Consider the following 23,536-nt stretch of genomic DNA (forward strand, 5'->3'; position numbering starts at 1 on the left):
ACAATGGCTTTTTTGATTGAATCAATATCCGTATTATAGCATGCACAACACATTGTTGCAAGAGAAAAAATGTAAAAAAATTACAAATTTAATTGAGTCAATTGTAAACTTTATATAAAAAAAGGTTGACAATTTGCCCGGCGCAAGTATACTAGGCATAGAAGAAACTTTTCTTGTGGAGGTGTTGATATGACAAAAGCCTTTTCTGTGCAGAAGATGATTCTGTGTTCCTTGTTTGCAGCTTTGATTGCTGTGGGCGCCTTTATCAAAATACCGGTTCCTGTGGTGCCCTTTACTCTTCAATTTCTCTTTACCACATTGGCGGGTATGTTTCTGGGAGCACGAAACGGGGCTGCGAGCGTGATCCTTTATTTGATTCTGGGTCTTGCAGGACTGCCGATCTTTGCCCAGGGCGGCGGCCCGGGATATGTCCTGGTGCCCAGCTTCGGCTACTTGATCGGATTTGCGGCAGGAACGTGGATCACGGGAAAAATGACCGAATACTGGCCTAGTCCAAACTTGAAACAATTACTGGCAGCGAATTTTTTCGGACTAATGGCTGTGTATGCGATTGGCATGGCATATTATTATATAATATGCAATTATGTTCTTGGAACACCCATCGCTTTTTGGCCATTGTTTTTGTATTGCTTTTTATTGGCAGTTCCTGGCGATCTTTTGATTTGTGTCGTATGTGCGATTCTAGGTCAAAGGCTTTTACCTCAAGTAAGGAGGTTTATAAAATGATAAACAAGGAAGAGCTGATAAAGCTGGCAGAGCGACCTTTTAAAAAGTTATGCGAGGAAGCGGACCGGCTTCGCTTTGAGATGTGCGGAACCGAGTTTGATCTGTGCAGCATTGTAAACGGAAAGAGCGGCCGCTGCAGTGAAGATTGCAAATACTGCGCTCAGTCTATGTATTACCAGACGGAAATTCCAGAATATCCATTGATGGATGAAGAGGCGATCTGCAGTGAGGCAGCATATAATCAGGAGAAAGGCGTGGCCCGATTCTCTGTCGTTACTTCGGGAAAACGCCTATCTGATATCGAGATTGAGCAGCTTTGCCGTACATATAGAAAAATTGCTGCTGAAAAGAAGATTTCCCCATGTGCATCCCACGGGCTTTTGACAGAAGATCAATTCAAAAAACTAAAGGAAGCTGGGGTAGTGCGCTATCACAATAATCTAGAAGCAAGTGAACGTTTCTTTTCGAAGATTTGTACAACCCATACACAAAAAGATAAACGAGAAGCTCTTAGGCGAGCAAAAAAAGCAGGTCTTTCCATATGCAGCGGCGGAATCATCGGCATGGGGGAAACGATGGAAGACAGGATCGACCTGGCGCTGGAACTGCGGGATTTAGGCGTAAACTCCGTTCCTCTAAACATTCTCAATCCAATTCCAGGAACACCTCTGGCCGCTCAAAAGCCGCTGTCAAATGAGGAGGTATGCCGAACAGTAGCGCTTTTCCGTTTCGCCTTGCCGAAAGCATCAATCCGTCTGGCCGGAGGAAGAGGTCTTTTGCCCGACAAAGGAAGGATGGCTTTCCGATCCGGAGCAAACGCTGCTATTTCCGGCGATATGCTGACTACCGCCGGTATCAGCATTAATCATGACTTGGAAATGATTGAAGAACTTGGATATAAGGTGGTGAAATGCAATGACTAAAGGACTTTTTATTACAGCAACTGGAACCGATGCCGGAAAGACCTACCTGACCGGACTGATGATCAAAAAAATGCGGGAATCCGGGTACACTGCCGGATACTATAAAGCGGCGCTGAGCGGGGCGGAGCGAAAGGGAGGGGCGCTGATTCCCGGCGACGCAGATCATGTGAAACGAACCGCAGGGCTAACGGAACCCTTTTCGCAGATGGTTTCCTATATCTATGAAACTGCCGTATCACCCCATTTGGCGGCAGAAATAGAAGGCCCTTTGATATCGGAAGAAAAGGTCCTTGCGGACTATAAAAAAGCTTGCCTGAAGTATGATTACATAACCGTTGAGGGAAGCGGCGGAATTATATGTCCCATCAGACGGGAAAAGCCCCAGCTGATGCTGACTGATCTGATCAAGGCGATGAACTTGGGGGTACTGATCGTCGCGCCGGCCCAATTAGGTACGATTAACAGCACCATTCTAACCATTGAATACGCCCGCACAAAAGGGATCCCGGTGCGGGGGGTTATGCTCAATTACTTCCACCCAGGTGATCGGATGGAGGAAGATAACAAGCGATTTATTGAAGAATATACCGGTGTGCCCGTACTCGCTTGCGTTAAGGAATTGGAACAGGATCTGCCGATGGATGGGAAACTGCTGGCAGAGCTTTATCGATAAGGAGATCATTATGAATTTGAAAAAGGACTACATCTGGCATCCGTGCACACAAATGAAGGATCATGAAGCGTTTCCACTGGTCATGGCTGATCGGGCGGAAGGAATCTACATCTACGATGAAGAGGGGAAAGCCTACATAGATATCATCAGCTCCTGGTGGTGCTCCCTGCTTGGACACAATCATCCGCGGATAAGCAAAGCGGTAAAAGACCAGCTGGATAAAATGGAGCACGTCATGTTCGCGGGATTTACCCACAAACCCGCAGAGGAGCTGTGCAGACGGCTTGCAGGACTGCTGCCTCCAGGGCTGGAGAAATGTTTCTTTGTGGACAATGGCTCTGCTGCTGTGGAATGCGCCATGAAGATGAGCTTTCAGTATCATCTCCAGACCGGATATCCAAAGAAACAGAGATTTATGACCCTGGCAGGCGGATATCACGGTGAAACACTGGGAGCACTTTCAATGGGCGGTATGGACTATTATTCTGACATCTATCGCCCGCTGCTGCTTTCCGCGATCCATGTGGATGGTCCGGACTGTTACCGCTGTCCCTATGGAAAAGAACGGGACTCCTGCCAAGCGGAGTGCATTCAGGGAGCGGAGAAGGCTTTTGAACAATACGGAGAAGAAACAACAGCCTTTCTACTTGAACCCATGTTTCAGGGAGCAGCCGGCATGCGGATCTATTCCCCTGTCTATTTGAAAAGGCTGCGCCAGTTGTGTGATCGTTATCATGTGAATTTGATCGCAGATGAGATTGCGGCCGGTTATGGAAGGACTGGAAAGCTCTTTGCTTGTGAACACGCGGGGATTACTCCGGATTTCATCTGTCTTTCCAAGGGGCTTACCGGCGGGTATCTGCCAATGGCTATGACGGTGACCACCCCGGAAATTTACCAGGCTTTTTATGCTAATTTCAATGAGAAAAAAGCATTTGTCCATAGTACCACCTACAGCGGCAATCCGCTTGCTTGCGCAGCGGCCGTTGAAGTATTGAAAGTGCTAGAAGAAGAGGATACTCTTGCGCATACGGAGGAAGGTTATCTAAAAAAGGTATTGAATAAGGCTTTGGCAGGCCATCCCCATGTGGGAGAGATAAGGACGATCGGATTAATCAATGCCATTGAGCTGGTAGAAAATAAAGAGACAAAAAAAGCTTTTGCCCCGGATCAGCGTATAGGGTATCAAATTTATAAAGAGGCTATGATGCGGGGGCTGGTGCTGCGGCCCATGGGAGATGTGCCTTACTTCAATCCGCCGCTGAATATCCGGCGGGAGGAGATTGATCAGGCGGTTTTGATCTGCCGGGAAAGCATTGAGGCAATCCTGGGTTAGCGGTTATCCTTCTAAGGCTGCAGGAGATGATAGAAATGGATTTGCCTCTGAATCTGTGTTATAATAAACCATTATTGCAGCGTGCGGACCGACCTGGACGGAAGATCGGATTACGACAGACTGCACAATGGCAGATCGAAAAAAGGAGGCAAGGAATATGAGACAGGAACTTTGGGAAAAAGCAGTCGCGTTTCACGGCCACCAATGCGGCGGGATCGCACTGGGTGTTCGGGCCTGTATGGAAGCGATCGACCGGCTTGGAATCACCTTTTCCGAAGATGAGGATCTGGTGTGTGTAACGGAAAACGATGCCTGCGGCGTAGATGCGGTACAAGCGATTTTGGGCTGCACCCTGGGCAAAGGAAACCTGATCTATTATGGAACGGGAAAAATGGCCTTTAACTTTTATAACCGCAGAACAGGTGAAAGCTTTCGCATGATCGCCAAACCAAAAAAGGCCGGCGGAAAAAAGGGAAAGGCGTATATCGATGCTGTACTCAGCGGCCCTTTGGAGGAAATTTTCGATGTGGGCGAAACCAGATATCCGCTGCCGGAGAAGGCCAGAAGCCTCAACACGGTCCTATGCCAGATTTGCGGAGAAGGAGCGCCGGAAACCAAGATGCGGATTCAGAATGGAAAGCAGGTCTGCCTGGAATGCTTTAACGATTATACCAGGGGGTGGTAGCGGCGATGGATTACATCAAACTTGATAAAAAAGCCATCGCAAGCTGGAGAATCGGCAGAGTCCTATCCTTTGCAATCCTGCTTCTGGCATGCGCAGCCCTGCGTATCATCAGCGGCAGGATCCCTCAACTGGATCCTTTTCTATGGATCATTACCTTGGCGCTTTCCGTGATTGTACTGTACAAGCTTTTGGGAATTCTTATCTATCCGATGATCGAATATCGTCAGTGGGGATATTATATAACGGAAGACAAAGTGGACATTCACCATGGAATTTTTTTCGTGACCAATACCATCGTTCCCATTATCCGAATCCAGCATATCACCGTCAGCCAGGGACCGATCAATCGCAGACTGGGGCTGTACGATGTGGAGCTTTCCCTGGCCAGCGATAATTTTAAGATCGAATGTCTGGCAAAAGACGTTGCCGATGAAATTGCCGAGAATCTGAAAAACAAGCTATACACAAGGCTGAAAACCAAGGAGGAAGGCTAATGAGATTCGGACCAAGACGCGGCCACTTTCTATTCATCTTTGAACGGTTTTTCCGGGATTTCGGACTCCTTTTGGCAGCTGTAGTCATTTCGCTGGTTCTTGGTGATTATCAAAAACTGTTGGAAAACGTTCCTGTGCTGGTTGTAGTGCTTTTTGCACCGATAAGCAGGCTGATCCAATATCTCTTTACCTATTACAGCATCGACGATGAGAAGCTGCTGGTAGAAAGCGGATGGATCAAAAAGAAAACCCAAGAAATCCCCCTTACCAACATAACCACAGTGGACTTTTCGCAAAATATCGTTTTCCAACTGTTCAAAGTTTACAGCGTAAACGTGGACAATGCGGGCAGCATCAGCGGAGATTCGGGAAAGGTCAAGATGGCCTTCAAGATGAAGGATGCCATTGCGGTGAAACAACTGCTGCTTTCCAAGCGGCAGCAGCCTGATCCGGAGATTCACAATGACCGCATTTCGGAAGATGATAGCGGTAATACCATTTTAGCTGGAACTGGAGAGATCCTGTTGATGGGGCTTTTGCGTTCAAAAGCGCTGGTGGTGATACAGGTTCTGGCTTACGGCGGTGTAGCCATCAGCCTTATTTCAAGGATTTTTCTCTCTAAAAACGTGGACGGCCAGGAACTGATGCTGAACTATTTTCTCAGCATTTCTGCGCCCCTGCTGATTGCAGCGCTGATCATCGCCCTTTATTTGCTGGGAGTAGCCATCAGCGTGATTCTGACTACGATTAAATATTACGGCTTTCGGATTACCAATCGAGAAAATTCGATCTTCATTGAATATGGATTATTGAACAAAAAAACGTATACTTTAATTAAAGAGAAAATCAGCGGTGTATCCTATAATCAATCGATTCTCATGCGGATTTTCAAAAGAGGGACTCTGGAAGTTTTTGCAGTGGGCTACGGCAGCAATGAAGAGGATAGTCAGGAAGTGGCTATACTCTATCCTATAATCAAAAAGGACCGGTTAGAATTTTTTTTGAAGCGATTTCTGCCGGAACTGGAGCTGGAGAAATCACCAATAGGAACTGAAGCAAAAGCCTTTCCATACTTTTTCCTCTGCGGACGTTTCCTTTTCTCTGCACTGCTGCTCCTTTCCGCAGCAGTATCGACGGTCTTTTTTATTAGATTGCCGATAATCAAAGCTGTGGTGCTGGTTGTCTGCCTGCTGATTTTCCTGAGCGCTCTTGCGTCGGTAATACTGGAATACGGCAATACGGCGATGGCGGCGGACAGCAGAACCGTTTTTTTGACCTGCGGCGGCTTTACTAAACGCACTGTGCTGCTGAGGACAGAAACCATTGAATATATTGAGGAGAGGGCGACCACCAGAAAAAAGAGGAAAAGAGGGCTAACGACCATACGTCTGGGTATTCTCGCTCCGCCAGCGGTTTCACACCAGAGAGTGCGCAACTTGGCAATGGGCGTTTTTGAAGAGGTCAGGGAAAAGCTGACCTACTGATTTAAGGATGGAATTTATGACACAACTAACACAGCGAGCAATGGCGGCTTCTTTAAAAAAAATGCTGTCAAGAAAAACATTGGATAAGATAACCGTGAAGGAGATTGCGGACGACTGCGGCGTAAAAAGGCAGACTTTCTATTACCATTTCAAAGATATTTACGATCTTCTGGAATGGACCTTCGTACAGGAAGGGGAGCAGTTCATCGATGCGGAACGGATCTGCAAAAATTGGCAGGATGTATATCTGGAGGTATTCCAATATATTGAAAACAATAAAAACTTTACAATCAATGCCTACAATTCCATGGGACGGGAGCACTTGGAACGATATTTTTACAAAATTGTCTATGATTTAATCGCGCTGTTCATCGAAGGCACAAGGGATTCTCATAAAATTTCCCAAGAGGACAAAGACTTCATCTGCAACTTTTATAAATACGCGCTGGTGGGAATTATCTTAGACTGGATCCGAGGCGGGATGAAGGCGGACCCGAAAGTGATTACCAGTAAGCTGCACAGCCTGCTTAAGCAGCAGATGCATACAGATCTATTTCCTCTGAGCAGCGATTAATTTTTGACAAATCAGGAGCAGTGTTAAAATTTTTAACACTGCTCTTTTTTTGTCTATGGCACAGCCGGTTTCAAAGGCTTAGAATGAATAAGATTTAAGAGAAAAAAAGGAGGCCGGATATGTTAAAGTTCGGGGAAAAAGTAGTAAACCACAGGAGGGTCATCTTAGTCGTTTGCTTGCTGCTTTTGATTCCGTCCGTTCTTGGGATGATCAAAACCAGAATTAATTACGATGTACTGACTTATCTGCCCGATGATATTGAGACCATAAAAGGTCAGGACATCCTACTTAAAGACTTCGGCAAAGGTGCTTTTTCCATGGTTATGACTGAGGGTCTTTCTTCCAAGGAGAAGGTGGTGCTGGAAGATAGGATGAAACAGGTGGATCATGTGGCCTCGGTCATCAGTTACGAGACCGCTTTGGATGCGTCCGTTCCCATGGAGATTCTGCCGGATAAGTATAAAGCATCCATCCAAAAAGGCGATACATCTCTGATGGCAGTTTTTTTTGACACGTCCACATCCGCCGATGAGACCATGGACGCCATACGGGAAATCCGCCATTTATCCGCAAAACAATGCTTTGTCAGCGGAATGTCAGCTGTTGTGACGGATACCAAAGATTTGGCGGAGCATGAAGAACCAATTTATGTCATGATTGCAGTTGCCTTAGCTGCTGTTGTATTGGGTGTCTGTATGGATTCGTATATTATTCCAATTATATTCCTTTTGGGAATTGGTATGGAAATTCTGTACAATTTGGGGAGCAATTACTTTATGGGGGAAATTTCTTATGTGACAAAAGCCCTCAGCGCAGTATTGCAGCTGGGCGTAACCATGGATTATTCCATATTCCTGTGGCACAGTTACCAGGAAGAATGTGAAAAACTGCCGGGAGATAAACCGGCGGCAATGTCCCAGGCAATCGCCCATACCATAACCTCGGTATCGGGCAGTTCCATCACCACCATCGCCGGCTTCATCGCTTTGTGCTTTATGACCTATAAGCTGGGGCTGGACCTGGGGATCGTAATGGCCAAGGGCGTTATTTTCGGCGTCATCGGCAGCGTCACCATTCTTCCGTCCATGATTCTGGTATTCGATAAATTGATTCAAAAAACTATGCATAGGGAAATCATACCGGAAATGAACCGGCCGGCAGCCTTTATCATACGCCATGCCCGCCTCTTTGGCCTTCTGTTCCTGATTTTGCTGGTACCGGCCCTGATCGGATATACCAGGACCGATGTCTATTACAATTTAGATGCCAGCCTGCCAAAGAATCTGGACAGTATTGCAGCCAATGAAAAGCTGGAAAAAGAGTTTGATATGGGGTCCACCTATATGATTCTGGCCGATGCCAACCTTAGTGCCAAGACTGCCGACCGGATGACAAAAGAGATTGAGAAGGTAGACGGCATAAATACTGTTCTTGGTTTTAACTCAGTGATGGGACCGGCCATACCAAAGGATATGATTCCGGACAGCGTTTTGGATGAACTGCAGGAGGGCGGCCGCCAGCTGATGATTATCAATTCCAAATACAAGGTGGCAACGGGAGCCGTTTATAAACAGATCCGGCAAATTAACCAGATTACGGAGAAGTATGATCCCAAAGCCATGGTCATCGGCGAGGCTCCATGCACCAAGGATTTGATTTCCATCACCAACCACGACTTCAAGGTGGTCAGCTTGATTTCCATCATTGCCATCTTCCTGATCATCGCCATCAATTTTAAGTCGGCCTCTTTGCCGGTCATACTGGTGGCTGTCATCGAACTGGCGATCTTTATCAATATGGGAATTCCATTTTACACTGGCACCCGCCTTCCCTTCATCGCATCCATCTGCATCGGTACCATTCAGCTGGGGGCGACGGTGGACTACGCCATACTGATGACCACTCGATTCAGGCGAGAGCTGCAGCTGGGAAGGGAAAAAAAGGAAGCTGTGCGGATTGCACTCAGCACTTCCATTCCGTCAATCATCGTCAGCGCGCTATGCTTTTTCGCGGCCACATTCGGCGTTGGCATTTATTCGGATATTGACATCATCAGCTCTCTGTGCGGCCTGATGGCGAGAGGGGCTCTGATCAGCATGATGGTTGTAATCTTTATTCTGCCTGCAATGCTGGTTTTATTCCACCGCATCATATGCAGCACCAGCATGGGCTTTAAGCATTCAAAGGAGGAAGCAGAAAATGAAAAGAAACTTGAGGCAAACTAGAATCCTGACTGTGATACTGAGCCTGGTCCTTGCGGCAGCAGGCAGCACCGCTCCGGTCTTTGCCGCCGAAAAAACGGATGACGCCTTAATTTCCAAGGAGGAAACCGTGTATGTCATGGCCGACGAAAATGGAGATGCCAGTAAAATTATCGTCAGCGAATGGCTGAAGAACGCTGGTGAGCTCAGTCTAATCAAAGACTATACGGAACTGAAAGAAATTGAAAACGTTAAGGGCGACGAGTCCTTTGATCAAAAAGACGGCAAGGGAACCTGGAAAGCGGAGGGTAAGGATATTTATTATCAAGGAAAAATAAAAAAGGAGCTGCCCGTCGAAATGAAGGTCAGCTACTACTTGAATGATAAGGCTGTCACATCGAAGGAAATTGCCGGAAAAAGCGGTAAGGTAAAAATTCGCTTTGACTATACCAACAACCAAAAGCTGCACGGCGTCTACGTTCCTTTTGTGGTGATGACCGGCATGAGTTTGGATAACGATATTTTCAGCAAGGTGGAGGTGAAAAACGGCAAGGTGATCAACGACGGTCAGAAATCCATGGTTGTTGGCTATGCGCTCCCGGGACTTGCTCAAAGCTTGGAGCTGAAAGATACGGAGGTTGTTATACCAGATTACGTGGAGGTGACTTGTCAGGCAGAAAAGTTTGCATTAGGCGGGACCATGACCGTTGCTTCAAGCAGCTTACTGGATGATCTGGATTTGGGAAGAATTGATTCCATGGACGACTTGAAAGCTGCGCTGGATCAGCTTCAGTCAGCGGCAGCTCAGCTGGAGGAAGGCGCTGAAAAACTCCAGAGCGGAGCGGGCGATCTGGCCAAAGGAACCAGTGATCTCTCGAAAGGGGCGGGGACGCTTTCCAAAGGGACAACGGATTTGTACAAAGGGGCGGGGACGCTGAAAGAAAAAGTGGAGCAGTTGGGGAATGGACTGAAGGAGGCCAAAGATGGAAGTGCCCGGCTGCAGACAGGCGCCGATCAGCTTCTGAAAGGCGCAGGCGATCTGGAGTCAGGTGCCGGCCGGCTGAAAGGAGGGATCGGCCAAATCCCGGGTAAGCTCCAGGAAGCCGTAGGCAAAGTATCGGCGGGAATTCAAGGAGCGCAGGGTCAGCCGGGAACCATACAGGCGGATGAAGCTGCACTGGCCGCATTAAACAAGATCGATGCAAGTAAGCTGAGCGATGGGGAGAAGACAGCGCTGGCACAGGCGAAAGGCGCCCTCCAGAAGAGCATAGACGGCCAGAAAAGCATTGTATCAGGGCTGACAAGTGAAAGTGCAAAGATGAAAGACAGCGTGGCAGCCTTGAGTGACGGCGCGGAAGAGCTGGCGGCGGGAACAAAGGACTTGAAAAACGGCCTGACCGATCTCTCCAGCGGCGCCAAAGACTTGAATACAGGAATTACAAAGGCCTGCGAGGGCGCAGGACTTTTAAAAGACGGAGCTGCCGATTTAAAAAAGGGGGCCCATCGAGTTAACGATGGTGCAGGCGATCTGAATGCAGGGGCCAAAAAAGTAAATGCCGGTGCCGGTACTTTGGCGACGGGAGCCAGAGATTTGGCCGGGGGCATTTCCAAGTTCAAGAGCGACGGGGTGGATAAACTGGCAGAAGCCTTTAACGGAGATCTTTCCAAGGTAGTCGATCGTCTGAAAGCTTTGCAGAAGGCGGCATCCGATTATCAGAGCTTTGCCGGCAAACAGGCACAGACCAAAGGTACCGTAAAATTTATCTATAAAACCGACGAGATCGAGTAAGAGAATTGCTTTTGCTGCCGCAAGTGTGTTAAAATTACACAAAAGTCAATAAATGCGGGAGGAATGAGACGATATGGTAATTGCAGTAGTAGACGGACAGGGCGGAGGTATCGGAAGGGCCGTCGTTGAAAAGATAAAGGCAGCGATGCCGGCAGCACATGTGATCGGGCTGGGCACCAATTCAGTTGCTACCGGCCAGATGCTGCGGGCAGGCGCTGATGATGGCGCCACAGGAGAAAATGCTATTGTCCACAATATGCAGCATGTTGATATTGTGGTAGGAGTAATTGGAATACTCAATGCCAACTCTATGATGGGTGAATTGACACCGGCTATGGCCTCTGCCATCGGCGGCAGCCATACCTATAAAGTGCTTCTACCCATCAATCGCTGTCATATCCATGTGGTAAGCGTCGAAGATGTTCCTTTGGGCAAACATATCGACCATGCCATTGAAGCAATCAGGAGGTATATTGAGGAACAGGAATGAGGAGAAGGCCGCTGCCTGGAAAAACTGAATATCATAGAAAAACCCTGCACTGCGGGGCTTTTTTAGTTTGAAGGAAGACTTTAGGAGATGTGTCAGACCATGGATTTTCGGGGAACAGAGGAGTAGCAATACAGGCTGTATGGCTCAAGGCAGCAAGCATCAACAGGGATGAACAGCGATGGTATTAGAAAATATTGGTTACATTAAATGTAATCGAAATGTAACCTTGAACAATTATAATAACCTTAACGTAAAAAACAAGGGAGTATTTCCATTTACATAGGGAGGATTTTGTTCATGAAAAAAGGAAAAGGTATTCGAATCGCATACAGCCTGCTCATCGTATGCTTTCTGTTCGCTCAGATGACGACGATGGCTTTCGCGGAATCCCAAGGCGGGTCTGAAAAAGCGTCGACTGCGGAACAACAGAAAACGGAAAGAACACAGGATAAGAGCAGCAGACAGGCGGATTCGAAAGAAGTCGGTTATTATACCATCGAATATATCGTTGATCCCGCCTACGATCACTATTATGTGTTAAAGCAAAGCGGCAGCCGCAGCTATACAATGAAGAAAAAAACCACCGAAAAGATTACCTCTTTCGGTGTATGGCTGCTAGCAAAAAATCAAACCGGAAACGGAGACATGAACGTAAAGATGACACTGCTCAACACGGCTCATGGAAAATGGGGACAAAAGGATGTACGTTTTGCACCGGGCGATGCCATCGATGTACACAAAAATAATCAGGCTTTCGTTAATTATAGCAATGGGTTCGGATTTACTAATTTTGATGCGGATTCGACGATTCGTATTATGGTCAGCCCATATAATCCGCCGGTGGAAACAGCTTTACATTCCATTGAATTCCGCGTCAGTCCCAGAGGCGGCGGAAAATTGACTGGTAAGACGTATTTTGAAGACATTGCTCATGGAACCCTTTTCGGAGATGTGGTAACAAAGCTGCCCGGAGCCGACCCTGACCCGGGATATCAGTTTGCGGGATGGGATCCTGTAAAAGGGCTGCCTGCAGCGGACAGTAAAGTGGAAGGAAATCTGCATATTGAAGCGGAATTTGAAGAAACGGAGGCTGCGATCCGCTATCGATCTTCTGATGAAACCGCAGGTACGGTGGATCGTGAGGCTGAATCGGTGAAAGCAGTCAGCGGCAGTACCAAAGGCGTTGCTGCCAGTGCCAACTCCGGCTTCCGCTTTATCAACTGGACTGATGAGAGCGGAAAAGAAGTAAGCAAAGAAGCAGGCTTTAACCCGCAAAAGAATGATGACAGCGTTTATGAAACACAGACCTATACGGCTCACTTTGAAGAAGAGGTGGAACAGTTTTATAAAGGTGAGGAGAATACGTCTTCAACCCAACAGCAGCAATCCTCTGCCGGAGAACGGCAGCAGAACGAGTACGTTAAGAAGGGAGCTGCAGGGAATACAGCAGAATCCGCCGTTCAGACAAGGGCAAATCGGAATGCTTCGGTGAATACAAATACGGCGGATGCAGCTGTGGGCAGCGCTGACTCGCAGGATAAAACGGCCCCGGCCGCTGTCTCCATCCAGGACAGTCAGGTTCCGATGGCCGCGGGGATATCCAAGGAAAGCGGCTGGGCATTTCTCAACTTGATCTTCGCAGTCTTGGCAGCTTTGATGAGCGTATATGTTCTGGCAGGCAAAAAGCAGAGCAAAGGCATGTTTAAGGCAGGCAGCGCATTTGCGGCTATCTGTGCAATTATGATCTTTATACTGACGGCTGAGATGAACCTGCCTATGATTTTGGCGGATCCGTGGACTGCGCTTATCGGGCTGTTGACGCTTTTAGAAGCAGTGATAACAGGGCTGGCGATAAAAGATGCTGCAAGAAAAAAAGGAAACTAAGGGTTACAAAATGAAAGCTGGGGCTGCTCACATTGCTTGGTGCGGCAGCTCCAGCCTTTTTATGTTACACGGCTGATGGAAAGGATTACTAACCTTAACGAAATAAGCCTGGATCATGCGTACTCCTATGGGAGGTAGTCGAACAATAAAATTGTTAGCACTCTACTCGGGTGAGTGCTAAAAAAGTTCTTTACTTTTTGCTCATGCAGGATTACAATATAGGTGTAAGATAAATTATCCTTGTTAATACTAAAGTTAACAGGCGCGGAGGTGAACATAAATGAACTTAGAAAAATATACGCAAAATGCCCAGGGGGCCATTATGGATTGCCAGAATATCGCCATAGAAGAAGGACATCAGCAGCTTGAGGCAGAGCATCTGCACCTTGCACTAATCATGCAGCAGGACGGGCTTATCCCGAAACTTCTCAAGTTCATGGAAATAAATGTTGGGGCTGTTATTGGGGATTTAGAGGAAGAGATGGAAAAGCTTCCGAAAGTAACCGGCGGAGCCGACAACATGTATTCGTCCAGGCGGCTTTCTCAGATCCTGATGAAAGCGGAAAAAATCGCAGAGGAGTTCAAGGATGAATATGTCAGCGTAGAGCATATGTACCTGGCCCTCCTCGAAGAAAAAGGGACGCCGTCTTCCAAGATATTCAAGAAGTACGGCATTACAAAAAACAAATTCCTGGAGGCCTTGGAAAAAGTCAGAGGCAACCAGAGAGTAACCAGCCAGAACCCAGAAGATAATTATGATGCATTGAACAAATACGGCCGTGACCTTGTGGAAATGGCAAAAGAGGGAAAGCTGGATCCGGTAATCGGCAGGGACGCGGAAATCCGCCACACCATCCAAATCCTTTCCAGAAGAACGAAGAATAACCCGGTGCTGATTGGCGAACCGGGCGTAGGCAAGACAGCCGTTGTAGAAGGCCTGGCCCAGCGTATCTTAAACGGCGATGTGCCGGAAGGGCTGAAAGATAAGACCATCTTTGCCCTGGATATGGGGGCGCTGATCGCAGGCGCCAAATTCAGAGGTGAATTTGAGGAGCGGCTGAAAGCCGTATTGAATGAAATCGAAAAATCGGAAGGCCGGATCCTGCTGTTTATCGATGAAATCCATAACATTGTAGGCGCCGGCAAATCGGAAGGCGCGATGGACGCAGGCAACCTGCTCAAGCCAAAACTGGCCAGAGGCGAACTCCACTGCATCGGCGCGACCACGTTGGATGAATACAGAAAGTACATTGAAAAAGATGCAGCTCTGGAGCGGCGTTTCCAAAAAGTATTGGTGGACCAGCCGACGGTAGAGGATACCATTTCAATTTTAAGAGGATTGAAAGAACGCTTTGAAATTCATCACGGTGTGCGAATCACGGATAATGCGCTGATTGCCTGCGCGACCCTTTCCGACCGCTATATCACGGACCGGTTTTTGCCGGATAAAGCCATCGACCTGATGGACGAGGCGGCATCGAAGATTCGGACCGAGATCGACAGCATGCCGGCCGAGCTGGATGAGATTTCACGAAAGATCATGCAGCTGGAGATTGAAAAACAAGCGCTGGGTAAAGAGACGGACGACGCTTCCAAGGCCCGGATGGATCATTTGGAAAAAGAATTGTCCCAGCTCAAGGATGAAAGCGCTACTATGCGGGCTCAGTGGGAAAATGAAAAGAAGGCCATCACTGAGGCCAAGGGGACCAAGCAGCAGATCGAGGAAGTTAAACTTCAGATTGAAGAGGCTGAGAGAAATTACGATTTGGAAAAACTGGCCCAGCTGAAATACGGAACCCTTCCCGAACTGGAAAAGAAGCTGGAAGACGAAAAGGAGCAGGCTGACGAGGCCAAGGAAAACCGTCTTCTGAAAGAAGAAGTCGGCGAGGAAGAGATTGCAGAAGTCGTTGCAGGTTGGACTGGAATCCCGGTGAGCAGACTGGTGGAATCGGAGCGGGAAAAATTGCTGCGTCTGCCGGAAACGCTGCACAAACGAGTCGTCGGCCAGGATACGGCGGTGGATGCAGTAGCAGAAGCCGTGCTCAGGGCAAGGGCCGGATTGAAGGACGAAAGCAAACCCATCGGTTCCTTTATCTTCCTGGGACCCACCGGCGTGGGCAAAACCGAGCTGGCAAAGGCATTATCAGAAGCCATGTTCGATTCGGAACGCAATATGGTGCGGATTGATATGTCCGAATATATGGAGAAGCACTCTGTATCCAGATTAGTAGGGGCTCCTCCGGGATATGTGGGCTACGATGAAGGGGGACAGCTGACGGAAGCCGTAAGGAGAAAACCATATAGCGTGATCCTCTTTGACGAAATTGAAAAGGCTCACCCGGATGTGTTCAACATCCTGCTGCAGCTTCTGGACGACGGCCGCTTGACGGATAATCAGGGAAGGACCGTGGATTTTAAAAATACCATTGTTATCATGACGTCCAACATTGGCAGCCAGTATTTGATCGATGGAATCAAGGCCGACGGCACAGTGGACGATGGCGTAAAACAGCAGGTTGAAGACGAGACGAAAAAGTATTTCCGGCCAGAGTTCCTAAACCGTGTGGATGATATCGTCGTATTCTCGCCGCTGACAGAAGACCAGATCGGCAGAATTATCCAGCTGTCCATGGTGGATATTGAAAAGCGGCTGGCGGATAAGAATATCCATCTGACCCTTACAGATGCGGCCAAGAGCTTTATTGCCCGAGAAGCTTACACACCTGCGTATGGCGCAAGACCTGTCAAACGGTACCTGCAGAAACATGTGGAAACCGAGCTTGCAGGCGAGATTATCCGCGGCAATATTAAAGACGGCGACAGCGTTGAGATGAGTACGGACGGTGAAGCTTTGACCTTTATTACAAAATAAAGACGTGTGCATAGGAATCTTGGAGTCCTGGACCGATTGGAAGAAGCCAATCTCAGGCAGGGCCCATGCAAAGAAGGGGCTGTCACAATGTGGCAGCTCCCTTCTACTGCGGGATTCCATCATGCACACGTTTTTTAGATGGCATGGGCTTTTTCGTAAAAAACTTAAAATAAATTCTAGTATTTACGCAATTTGCAACGGTTGTGCCCTCTCCAACCGGTGTTAAAGCAGTTTTGACCGTTCCCGGCCACCATCAGACCCCGCAAACCCACAACTTTGCGTAAAAAATAAAACGTTTTCGAACGTTTTCCCGGTTTGGCTTCCGGGACCTCCCGGATCAGTCAGGCCTGGCCAGGTCCAGCCGCCTGGAGCAGCCATTTGGCACTGCCCCTGTCGTTTTGCCTGTCCAAGCTAATTTCCCCGCAATCAGAGCAGATTGAAGCTGGATTTTATCTGCGGAAACTGATAAAATCTATCGTGGATAGATTGGAATTATAATCTTAGATAGGAGATAGACGATAGATGCTTGAACTGGATCAATTAAAGCGCAGCACCTTGGCGCGGTTTTACACCAGAGGAAAACAATTGTACGAACAGGGACATGTGCGCAGCCTGGAAGTTCAGAGCTTCGGACAGGGCGGCGGAGCGCCCGCTGTCCATGTAAAGGGCGAAGTTCTGGGAAGCAGCGGAAAGGTGTATAAGACCAGCGTGTTTATACGAAGCGATAAAATGTTTTCCTATGGCTGCACCTGCCCATCAGTTAACCAGTTTCCATATCCCTGTAAACACTGCGTTGCTTTGGCCCTGAGGTACCGGCAGCAGCAGGAAGATGCCAAGGGAAATACAGGCGTCCTTTTCCTACAGCAGGAACTTCAGAAGCAGGAAGAACCGTTTTCAAGACGGCTTTCGTCTTCCTTTCCTATACAAGAAATGATCTATCATTACTCGATGACGGACAAGGCGAGATATTTTCAGGCAGAGATTACCGGTACTATTGATTTAACACCAACCCTTCATAAGAGTTTTGGATCGCCCTGGCAGGTGGAATTCAAAATCGGAACGGAAAAACGAATGTATGTACTGAAAAACATTGTTGATTTTGTCCGCGCCGTAGAAAAGAAAGAAACGACGGCTTACGGCAAAAATCTGGAATTTATCCATGAAATCAGCGCCTTTACAGATCGTGCGCAGAAATTTTACATTTTTCTCAGAGAATGTCTGCAGGAGCGATCTGTAAGGGACAGCCAATATGGATACTCGAGGCGATATGGAGAAATGGAGAAATTGCGCAAGATGATCCTGACGGATAAAAATTTGGCCGATTTCTTTTCTATAATGTGGCCTGAACCCTGCCAGGTCAGCGACAAAAACAGTAAGTATATCACGTTTTCGGAAGAAGAACCTAAACTGGAAATGGCATTGGTGAAATCTGCGGCGGGCGGCTACGATCTGGCTATTCCAAACGTGCAGATGGTCAGCAATGAGCAGGATAATTTTCTGATCAGCGGCGATCAGGTATTACGATGCAGTGATGAATTTCGCAGTCATATGGAAGCTCTGTGCAGCGCAGCGGGCCGATACGGAGGAGAAGTTCTTCATATTGGAGAGAAAGATATGCAGGCATTTTGCGCCACAGTGCTTCCGGCCGTTCAGGGATTTTCTGAGATTGCAGGTCTTGAAGCTGCTGAACAATATCTGCCCGAGCCATGTCAAATCCGCTTCTTTTTGGATAAGGAGGACGGCATGTTTGTCTGCCGCCCGGAAAGCCGGTATGGGCAAAAGGAGACGTTCAACCTGCTGCAAAAGCTGGAAGTCAGTCAGATGTACCGGGATACGGTCGCCGAGGGAAAGGCGGTCCAGGCCGCGGGCCGGTATTTTCCTGAGCAGTACCGGGACCATCTCTGGCTGGATGAAATGGACGAGGACCGGGTGTACGATCTTTTTTCCGATGGTATCGCAGACTTGGAGCAGCTGGGGGAAGTCTTTTTATCGGCTGCCCTCAAGAGGATTTCCATTCATCAGGCGCCGGAAGTAGGCATTCATGTGGGAATGGACAGCGGTCTTTTGGATCTGAGCATCGATGCCGGAGATATGCCTCAGGAAGAAATGGAGGATTTGCTCCAGGCCTATCGGTTGCGCAAGAAGTATTATCGGTTGAATAATGGCGATTTTATGCGTCTTGCGGACAGTGGCCTTGCGGCGGTCTGGGAGCTGGCCGACGGTCTGGGAGTGAGCGACGAGGAATTGCGGGACGGCCATTTCCATGTGCCTCAATACCGGTCCTTTTATATCGATCAGGTGTTGAAATCCTGTGAAGGTGCGGTTGTCAGCCGCTCCTCGTCCTTTAAAAATCTGGTGCGCAATATTAAGGCGGTTGAGGACAGCGATTACGAGGTCCCCGCGCCGATCACGCCGGTTCTCAGAGGTTATCAGAAAAACGGGTACCGGTGGCTGATGACCCTGAGAGATCTGGGATTTGGCGGCATACTAGCGGATGATATGGGACTGGGTAAAAGTTTGCAGATGCTGACCTTTCTCTATACGTCCAGGGAAGAGGCAAGGAAGAACGGAGAGCAGAGAACCAGTCTGCTGGTCTGCCCGGCTTCCCTTGTCTATAACTGGATGGAAGAGGTGCTCAAGTTCGCGCCGGATTTAAAAACCCTGCTGGTTACCGGCACTGCTGCCGAACGGGAAGCAATGCTGGAGGAATGGACGCAATATGATCTTCTGATTACCTCCTATGACCTGCTCAAGCGGGATGAACACAATTATGAAGAAAAAGCATTCTATTGTCAAATTCTCGATGAGGCCCAAAACATAAAAAATTATCAGACCAAGGCTGCCAAAGCGGCGAAGAAGATTCGGGCGCAGGTTCGCTTTGCTCTGACCGGCACCCCTATCGAAAACCGCCTCAGCGAGCTGTGGAGCATCTTTGATTATTTGATGCCCGGCATTCTGGGCTCCTATGCATCCTTCCGAAAAAAATATGAGCTTCCCATCGTGCAGGATGGCAATGGTGAACTTTCTTTGCGGTTGCAGAGAATGATCAGCCCCTTTATTTTACGTAGGCTGAAACGGGACGTACTGAAAGAGCTGCCTGAGAAGAACGAAACCATCGTCTATGCCAGGATGGAGAAGGAACAAGAAGCCCTTTACAAGGCCAATGCCAAGCAATTATCGGAGACCATCGCCGGTAAAAACGGAGAACAGTTTCGAACCGGAAAGATTGAAATCCTTTCCGCATTGACCAGGCTGCGCCAGCTGTGCTGCGACCCCCATCTGGTCTATGAAAATTACCAAGGGGCTGCCGCCAAGCTGGAAACCTGCATGGATCTGGTGGAGTCGGCCATTGAGTCGGAGCAGAAGGTGCTGCTCTTTTCCCAGTTTACCTCCATGCTGGATTTGATCGCAGATGAGCTGGAGCGCAGAGGCATTTCCTATTACATGCTCACCGGAGCCACCGGAAAAAAAGAGCGGCTGGAGATGGTCCACCAGTTCAATGAAGGGGATATTCCGCTGTTCCTCATTTCCCTGAAAGCAGGAGGAACCGGACTCAACCTGACTGGTGCTACCGTGGTTATCCATTACGATCCCTGGTGGAATGTGGCTGCGGAAAATCAGGCGTCCGACCGGGCTCACCGGATCGGCCAGGATAAACAGGTCACGGTATTCAAACTGATTATGCAGGGGACCATTGAGGAACGAATCCGCAAACTGCAGGAACGCAAAGCCCATTTGGCCGATGAGCTGATAGGCGGCCAGGGCATGGCATTATCCCAGCTTACCAGAGAAGACTTTATGGAGCTGTTGAATGTGTAAGTGTACACACCGCAGGCAATTTCCTATTTGCTTCAAAACGGACCACCGGCCATGAAGCCAAAAGCAAAGAGGGCTGTCGCATGAAGTGTGATTGCCTATGAATTTTGGTTTACCGTAATACCAGAACAGCCACATGAACAAATCCGTACGCAAAAAACAAAGGCCCCATATGTCGGTTCATATGAGACCTTGTTGTAAAATATGCGGACCTATCTTCCATCCTCCTTAAACCAAGAGAACAAGCCTTTGGTCATACATAGGATAACGACGATAAATGGCAGCGACGTGATGATGGTAATGGTCTGCATGGTGCTGAGCGGCGCCCCGATGAAGTTCATGCACAGGGGGATCAGCGCCAGCGTCACGCACCAGAACAGCCGCAGCAGCGGGGATGTGTTCTCGCTTTCCTTCAGCTCCTTGGTCGATGCGGCCGATAAGGAGAAAGCCGCAGAATCAAGGGATGTTGCCAGAAACAACACAGTAATGACAAGGAAGGCAATAATGCCGACTATGCCGAATACGGTTTCATCCAGAATGGCGATAATCGCATTGGCGTTTCCTTCTTCCAGAAGAGTGTCCACAACATTGAGCTGATTCTTCAGCTCCAAATTCATACTAAAACTGCCATTGATGCCGAAGAAAACGAAGCAGCCGATTCCGCCGCCGAACATGACGCTGCAGATCATTTGCCGCAGAGTACGGCCTTTGGAGACCTTTGTGATGAAGATCGCCATCAAAGTGGCATAAACGATGCCGAAGGCATAGAAGAAAATGGTCCATGCTTCGGGAAATCCGCCCTGTTCGACCGGATCGGTCCACAGACTCATACCGATGTAATTCTGCACCATAATGCCCAGGCCGTTGGTGATTTCCTTAATAATGAACTTGGTCGGGCCGGTGAACAGCAAAGCCAGTATGAAGATAATCGCCGCATAAACATTGAAGGAACTGAGTTTTTTCATGCCCTTTTCAATGCCCACATAGGAACTGAGGGTAAAGAGGGCGGCGATGGCCAGGGTTACAATCACATTGGTGGTAAAGGTGGGCTCGAACTGAAAGATTCTGCCCAGGCCGGTTGCAATAACGGGAATCCCCAGGCCCAGAGTTACGCTGAGCCCGCCGACAACGCAAAATACGAAAAAGAAATCCACCAGCCGCCCCAGGGGACGGGCATACGGCTTATCGCCGATCATGTTTTCGCAGATTGAGCTGAAACGGAGAGCCGGTATTTTTCTGCAATGATAGCCATAGGCCACAGGAATTGCCAGAACTACGAACATGGCCCAGGGCGTAAATCCCCAGTGAAACAAGTTGTATGCCGTCGCCCACTCGGCGGCGGACACGCTGAAAGGCTCGATATGCTGTGCCGGACTGGAATAATAGTAGGCCCATTCAACGAAAGACCAGATTACGCAAGCAGAGCCCAGCCCGGCGCAGATCATCATCGACAGGTATTGGAACATGGTAAACTCAGGAGCGCCCTCGCCCAGATGGATTTTGCCGTAACGGCTGAACGCCATAAAACAGCAGTACACAAAGACGAGAAAACCAAACCAGAGTATGGGTGAACCCAGATTATCTGTGATCAAACTGAACAACGAGGCGATGAAATCCGTCCCGCTTTCCGGGAAAACCGCCAACAGGACAACGACCACGATAATCAGAAACAAACTGACGATCATTAATGGTAAATCGATATTCTTACTTTTCATGCCACCCTCCTTTCTCTATGTGAATCGGAACCTATTTCTTCTCATAAATCTTTTCGCCGTCCAGCCAGGTTTCCATGACTTTGATGTCCCGCATCCGCTGAATTTCATCCTCTTTCAGGTCCAGGGGAGACTCGCTGAGTATGGCGAAATCAGCCAGCTTTCCAACTTCAATGGAGCCGGCGATATGGCTGCGTCTCAGCGTTCGGGCCGCATAAATGGTATAAGCCTTCAGGCCGTCTTCAACGGTGATTGCCTGCTCCGGACAAAGAACCGTTCCTTCGTTGGTTCTTCTGGTAACCGCGGTAGAAATCGCTTCCATTGGGTTGGGTGTGGTTACCGGCGCGTCGGAAGAAATGGTGTAGAGACTGCAATATTTTTTAAAGCGGGCCATAGGCATAAATTCTCTGCCTTTTTCCTCCCCAATGGCGTCTACTACGCCGTCGCCGTACAAGTAGAGAAACTCCGGCTGGGTGGAAGGAATCATGCCCAGCTTACCCATGCGGATCGCCTGCTCTTCCGTAACCAGACCCGCATGCTCGACCCGATGGATTGCTTCTGGCCATGGATCTTCTGCCTGGGCTTTTTCGATCGCATCGATAATCGGATCGACGGCACCATCGCCGGTGGCATGGGTCAAAGTATGAAGCCGGTTTTTATGGGCCTTAACCAGAATCTCGATCATTTCTTCCGGTTCATGATAGTTGTAGCCTTCATGGCGATCGCTGTCCAGATAGCCGGTGCTGACATTGGCGGTTCCAGACAGGAGGGAAGCGTCGGAATAGAACTTGATGGAGCCGATGGTCAGCCAGTTGTCCCCAAAAGTGCTGTTAAAGCCCAGGGCAATAACATCATCCAAGTAATTGGAAAGGAAGGACATTTCCATACGCATCTTCAGCTTTCCCTGATCCCGGGCCCGCAGGTAGGTGTTTAATTCCTGTTTGGTAAGCTGAACTTCGTTTACGGTGGTGATACCGGCCCTTACGAAAAAGTCCTGACCCACTTCAAACCGCTGCATCAAATGGTCCGGGCTGTCGGGCATGTGAATGTTGGGGCCGTGGTTTTGGGGCTGAACGCCGTCCAGACCTGATAAAAGATCGTTGGCGCTGTCAAAGAGCTGTCCGTTGGGTTTGCCGTCTTTGTCACGTCCCAGCGCGCCGCCTGGAGGGTCGGGTGTCTCATCTGTCACGCCGATGGCCCGCAGCAGCTTGGTGTTAACCACATTGCAGTGGCCGCTGGCATGCATGATCTGAACGTAGACATCGGTAGAAACCTGGTCCAAATCTGCGGCAGTGGGGTGCCTTCTTTCTTTAAAGTTCCTCTGGTCAAAGGCATAGCCGCGGATGGCTTCGCCGGCCGGAAGGGTTTTGCCGTGCTCCTTTAAAACGCGGATCAAATCATCGATCCCCGCCACCTTGGGGTAGTCCAGATCGGCCCAAATTCGGCACATCCCCAGCATCATCGGATGGGTATGGGTATCGACAAATCCCGGCATCATGCAGCGCCCGTTCAAGTCTACGGTCTGATAGCCGCTGCCGGCAGCCTCTCGGCATTCAGCCAAAGTGCCGACGGCCTTGATCACATTGTCCTCCACATAAACTGCTTCCACTTGTTTGTTTTCTGCCATTGTGAGAATGGTTCCGCCTGTAAAAATCCGTTTCATATAATCCTCCTTTTTATTACGCGGGAAATATCATCAGCGATATTTCCGGAGTATCAACAAAGTCTACTTCTTTTAAGAAACGGCGAAGCCGACTTTGTTTTAAAGAAAAACGCCTTTTGCGTTTATAAAAAGCAAAAGGCGTGCCAATGGACATATACGGGAAGCTGAAAGGCGTGCGGACCGCTGAAAATAG

Annotated in this window: 16 protein-coding genes; 14 read left to right on the forward strand and 2 right to left on the reverse strand. The window is 48.7% G+C overall.

Annotation, left to right across the window (positions count from 1 at the left end; genetic code table 11):
* Positions 1 to 189 precede the first annotated feature (189 nt).
* From NIA71_RS16970 to NIA71_RS17035, 14 genes are all read left to right on the forward strand, one after another.
* Positions 190 to 747 (forward strand): biotin transporter BioY, encoded by a 558-nt coding sequence (locus NIA71_RS16970; protein WP_148395379.1) that lies wholly within the window; start codon positions 190 to 192, stop codon positions 745 to 747.
* Positions 744 to 1,670, forward strand: a complete 927-nt coding sequence (bioB, locus tag NIA71_RS16975; protein ID WP_253021033.1) for a biotin synthase BioB — start codon at positions 744 to 746, stop codon at positions 1,668 to 1,670. The genes NIA71_RS16970 and bioB overlap by 4 nt, the downstream gene beginning before the upstream one ends.
* Positions 1,663 to 2,343, forward strand: a complete 681-nt coding sequence (bioD, locus tag NIA71_RS16980; RefSeq protein ID WP_148395381.1) for a dethiobiotin synthase — start codon at positions 1,663 to 1,665, stop codon at positions 2,341 to 2,343. The genes bioB and bioD overlap by 8 nt, the downstream gene beginning before the upstream one ends.
* A 10-nt stretch (positions 2,344 to 2,353) precedes the next feature.
* Positions 2,354 to 3,679, forward strand: a complete 1,326-nt coding sequence (gene bioA / locus NIA71_RS16985; RefSeq protein ID WP_148395382.1) for an adenosylmethionine--8-amino-7-oxononanoate transaminase — start codon at positions 2,354 to 2,356, stop codon at positions 3,677 to 3,679.
* Positions 3,680 to 3,836: 157 nt separating this feature from the next.
* Positions 3,837 to 4,364 carry an FmdE family protein gene (locus tag NIA71_RS16990; protein ID WP_148395383.1) on the forward strand — a complete coding sequence of 176 codons (528 nt, stop codon included), beginning with the start codon at positions 3,837 to 3,839 and terminating at the stop codon, positions 4,362 to 4,364.
* Between the two features lie 5 nt (positions 4,365 to 4,369).
* Entirely contained in the window at positions 4,370 to 4,858 is a 489-nt protein-coding gene (locus NIA71_RS16995) for a PH domain-containing protein (RefSeq protein ID WP_253021034.1), read from the forward strand.
* Positions 4,858 to 6,342: a PH domain-containing protein gene (locus NIA71_RS17000; RefSeq protein WP_253021035.1), complete on the forward strand. Its 1,485-nt coding sequence runs from the start codon at positions 4,858 to 4,860 to the stop codon at positions 6,340 to 6,342. The genes NIA71_RS16995 and NIA71_RS17000 overlap by 1 nt, the downstream gene beginning before the upstream one ends.
* Before the next feature lie 16 nt (positions 6,343 to 6,358).
* Positions 6,359 to 6,916, forward strand: coding sequence for a TetR/AcrR family transcriptional regulator (locus NIA71_RS17005; RefSeq protein ID WP_148395386.1), 558 nt, complete (start codon positions 6,359 to 6,361; stop codon positions 6,914 to 6,916).
* 119 nt (positions 6,917 to 7,035) lie between these two features.
* Entirely contained in the window at positions 7,036 to 9,141 is a 2,106-nt protein-coding gene (locus NIA71_RS17010) for an efflux RND transporter permease subunit (RefSeq protein WP_253021036.1), read from the forward strand.
* A complete protein-coding gene (locus NIA71_RS17015; RefSeq protein ID WP_253021037.1) occupies positions 9,116 to 10,906 on the forward strand; it encodes a hypothetical protein in 1,791 nt (596 codons plus the stop codon). Before NIA71_RS17010 ends, NIA71_RS17015 begins: the two co-directional genes overlap by 26 nt.
* 73 nt (positions 10,907 to 10,979) lie before the next feature.
* Entirely contained in the window at positions 10,980 to 11,396 is a 417-nt protein-coding gene (locus NIA71_RS17020; protein ID WP_148395389.1) for a DUF3842 family protein, read from the forward strand.
* A 297-nt stretch (positions 11,397 to 11,693) separates the two neighbouring features.
* Entirely contained in the window at positions 11,694 to 13,280 is a 1,587-nt protein-coding gene (locus NIA71_RS17025) for an InlB B-repeat-containing protein (protein WP_253021038.1), read from the forward strand.
* A 280-nt stretch (positions 13,281 to 13,560) separates the two neighbouring features.
* Complete coding sequence (clpB, locus tag NIA71_RS17030; protein WP_253021039.1) at positions 13,561 to 16,152, forward strand: ATP-dependent chaperone ClpB; 2,592 nt, start codon at positions 13,561 to 13,563, stop codon at positions 16,150 to 16,152.
* 522 nt (positions 16,153 to 16,674) lie between these two features.
* Entirely contained in the window at positions 16,675 to 19,971 is a 3,297-nt protein-coding gene (locus NIA71_RS17035) for a DEAD/DEAH box helicase (RefSeq protein ID WP_253021040.1), read from the forward strand.
* Between the two features lie 209 nt (positions 19,972 to 20,180).
* Here NIA71_RS17035 and NIA71_RS17040 read toward each other — a convergent pair whose 3' ends face one another.
* Together NIA71_RS17040 and NIA71_RS17045 are read right to left on the reverse strand one after the other, a co-directional pair.
* The gene (locus NIA71_RS17040) at positions 20,181 to 21,683 is read right to left on the reverse strand and encodes a BCCT family transporter (RefSeq protein ID WP_253021041.1); all 1,503 of its coding nucleotides are present in this window, start codon (positions 21,681 to 21,683) and stop codon (positions 20,181 to 20,183) included.
* Between the two features lie 31 nt (positions 21,684 to 21,714).
* Positions 21,715 to 23,343 carry an amidohydrolase gene (locus tag NIA71_RS17045; protein WP_253021042.1) on the reverse strand — a complete coding sequence of 543 codons (1,629 nt, stop codon included), beginning with the start codon at positions 23,341 to 23,343 and terminating at the stop codon, positions 21,715 to 21,717.
* Between the last annotated feature and the right edge of the window lie 193 nt (positions 23,344 to 23,536).

The sequence above is a fragment of the Ihubacter massiliensis genome (genome assembly GCF_024125305.1).
Taxonomy (GTDB): Bacteria; Bacillota; Clostridia; order Peptostreptococcales; family Anaerovoracaceae; genus Hominibacterium; species Hominibacterium faecale.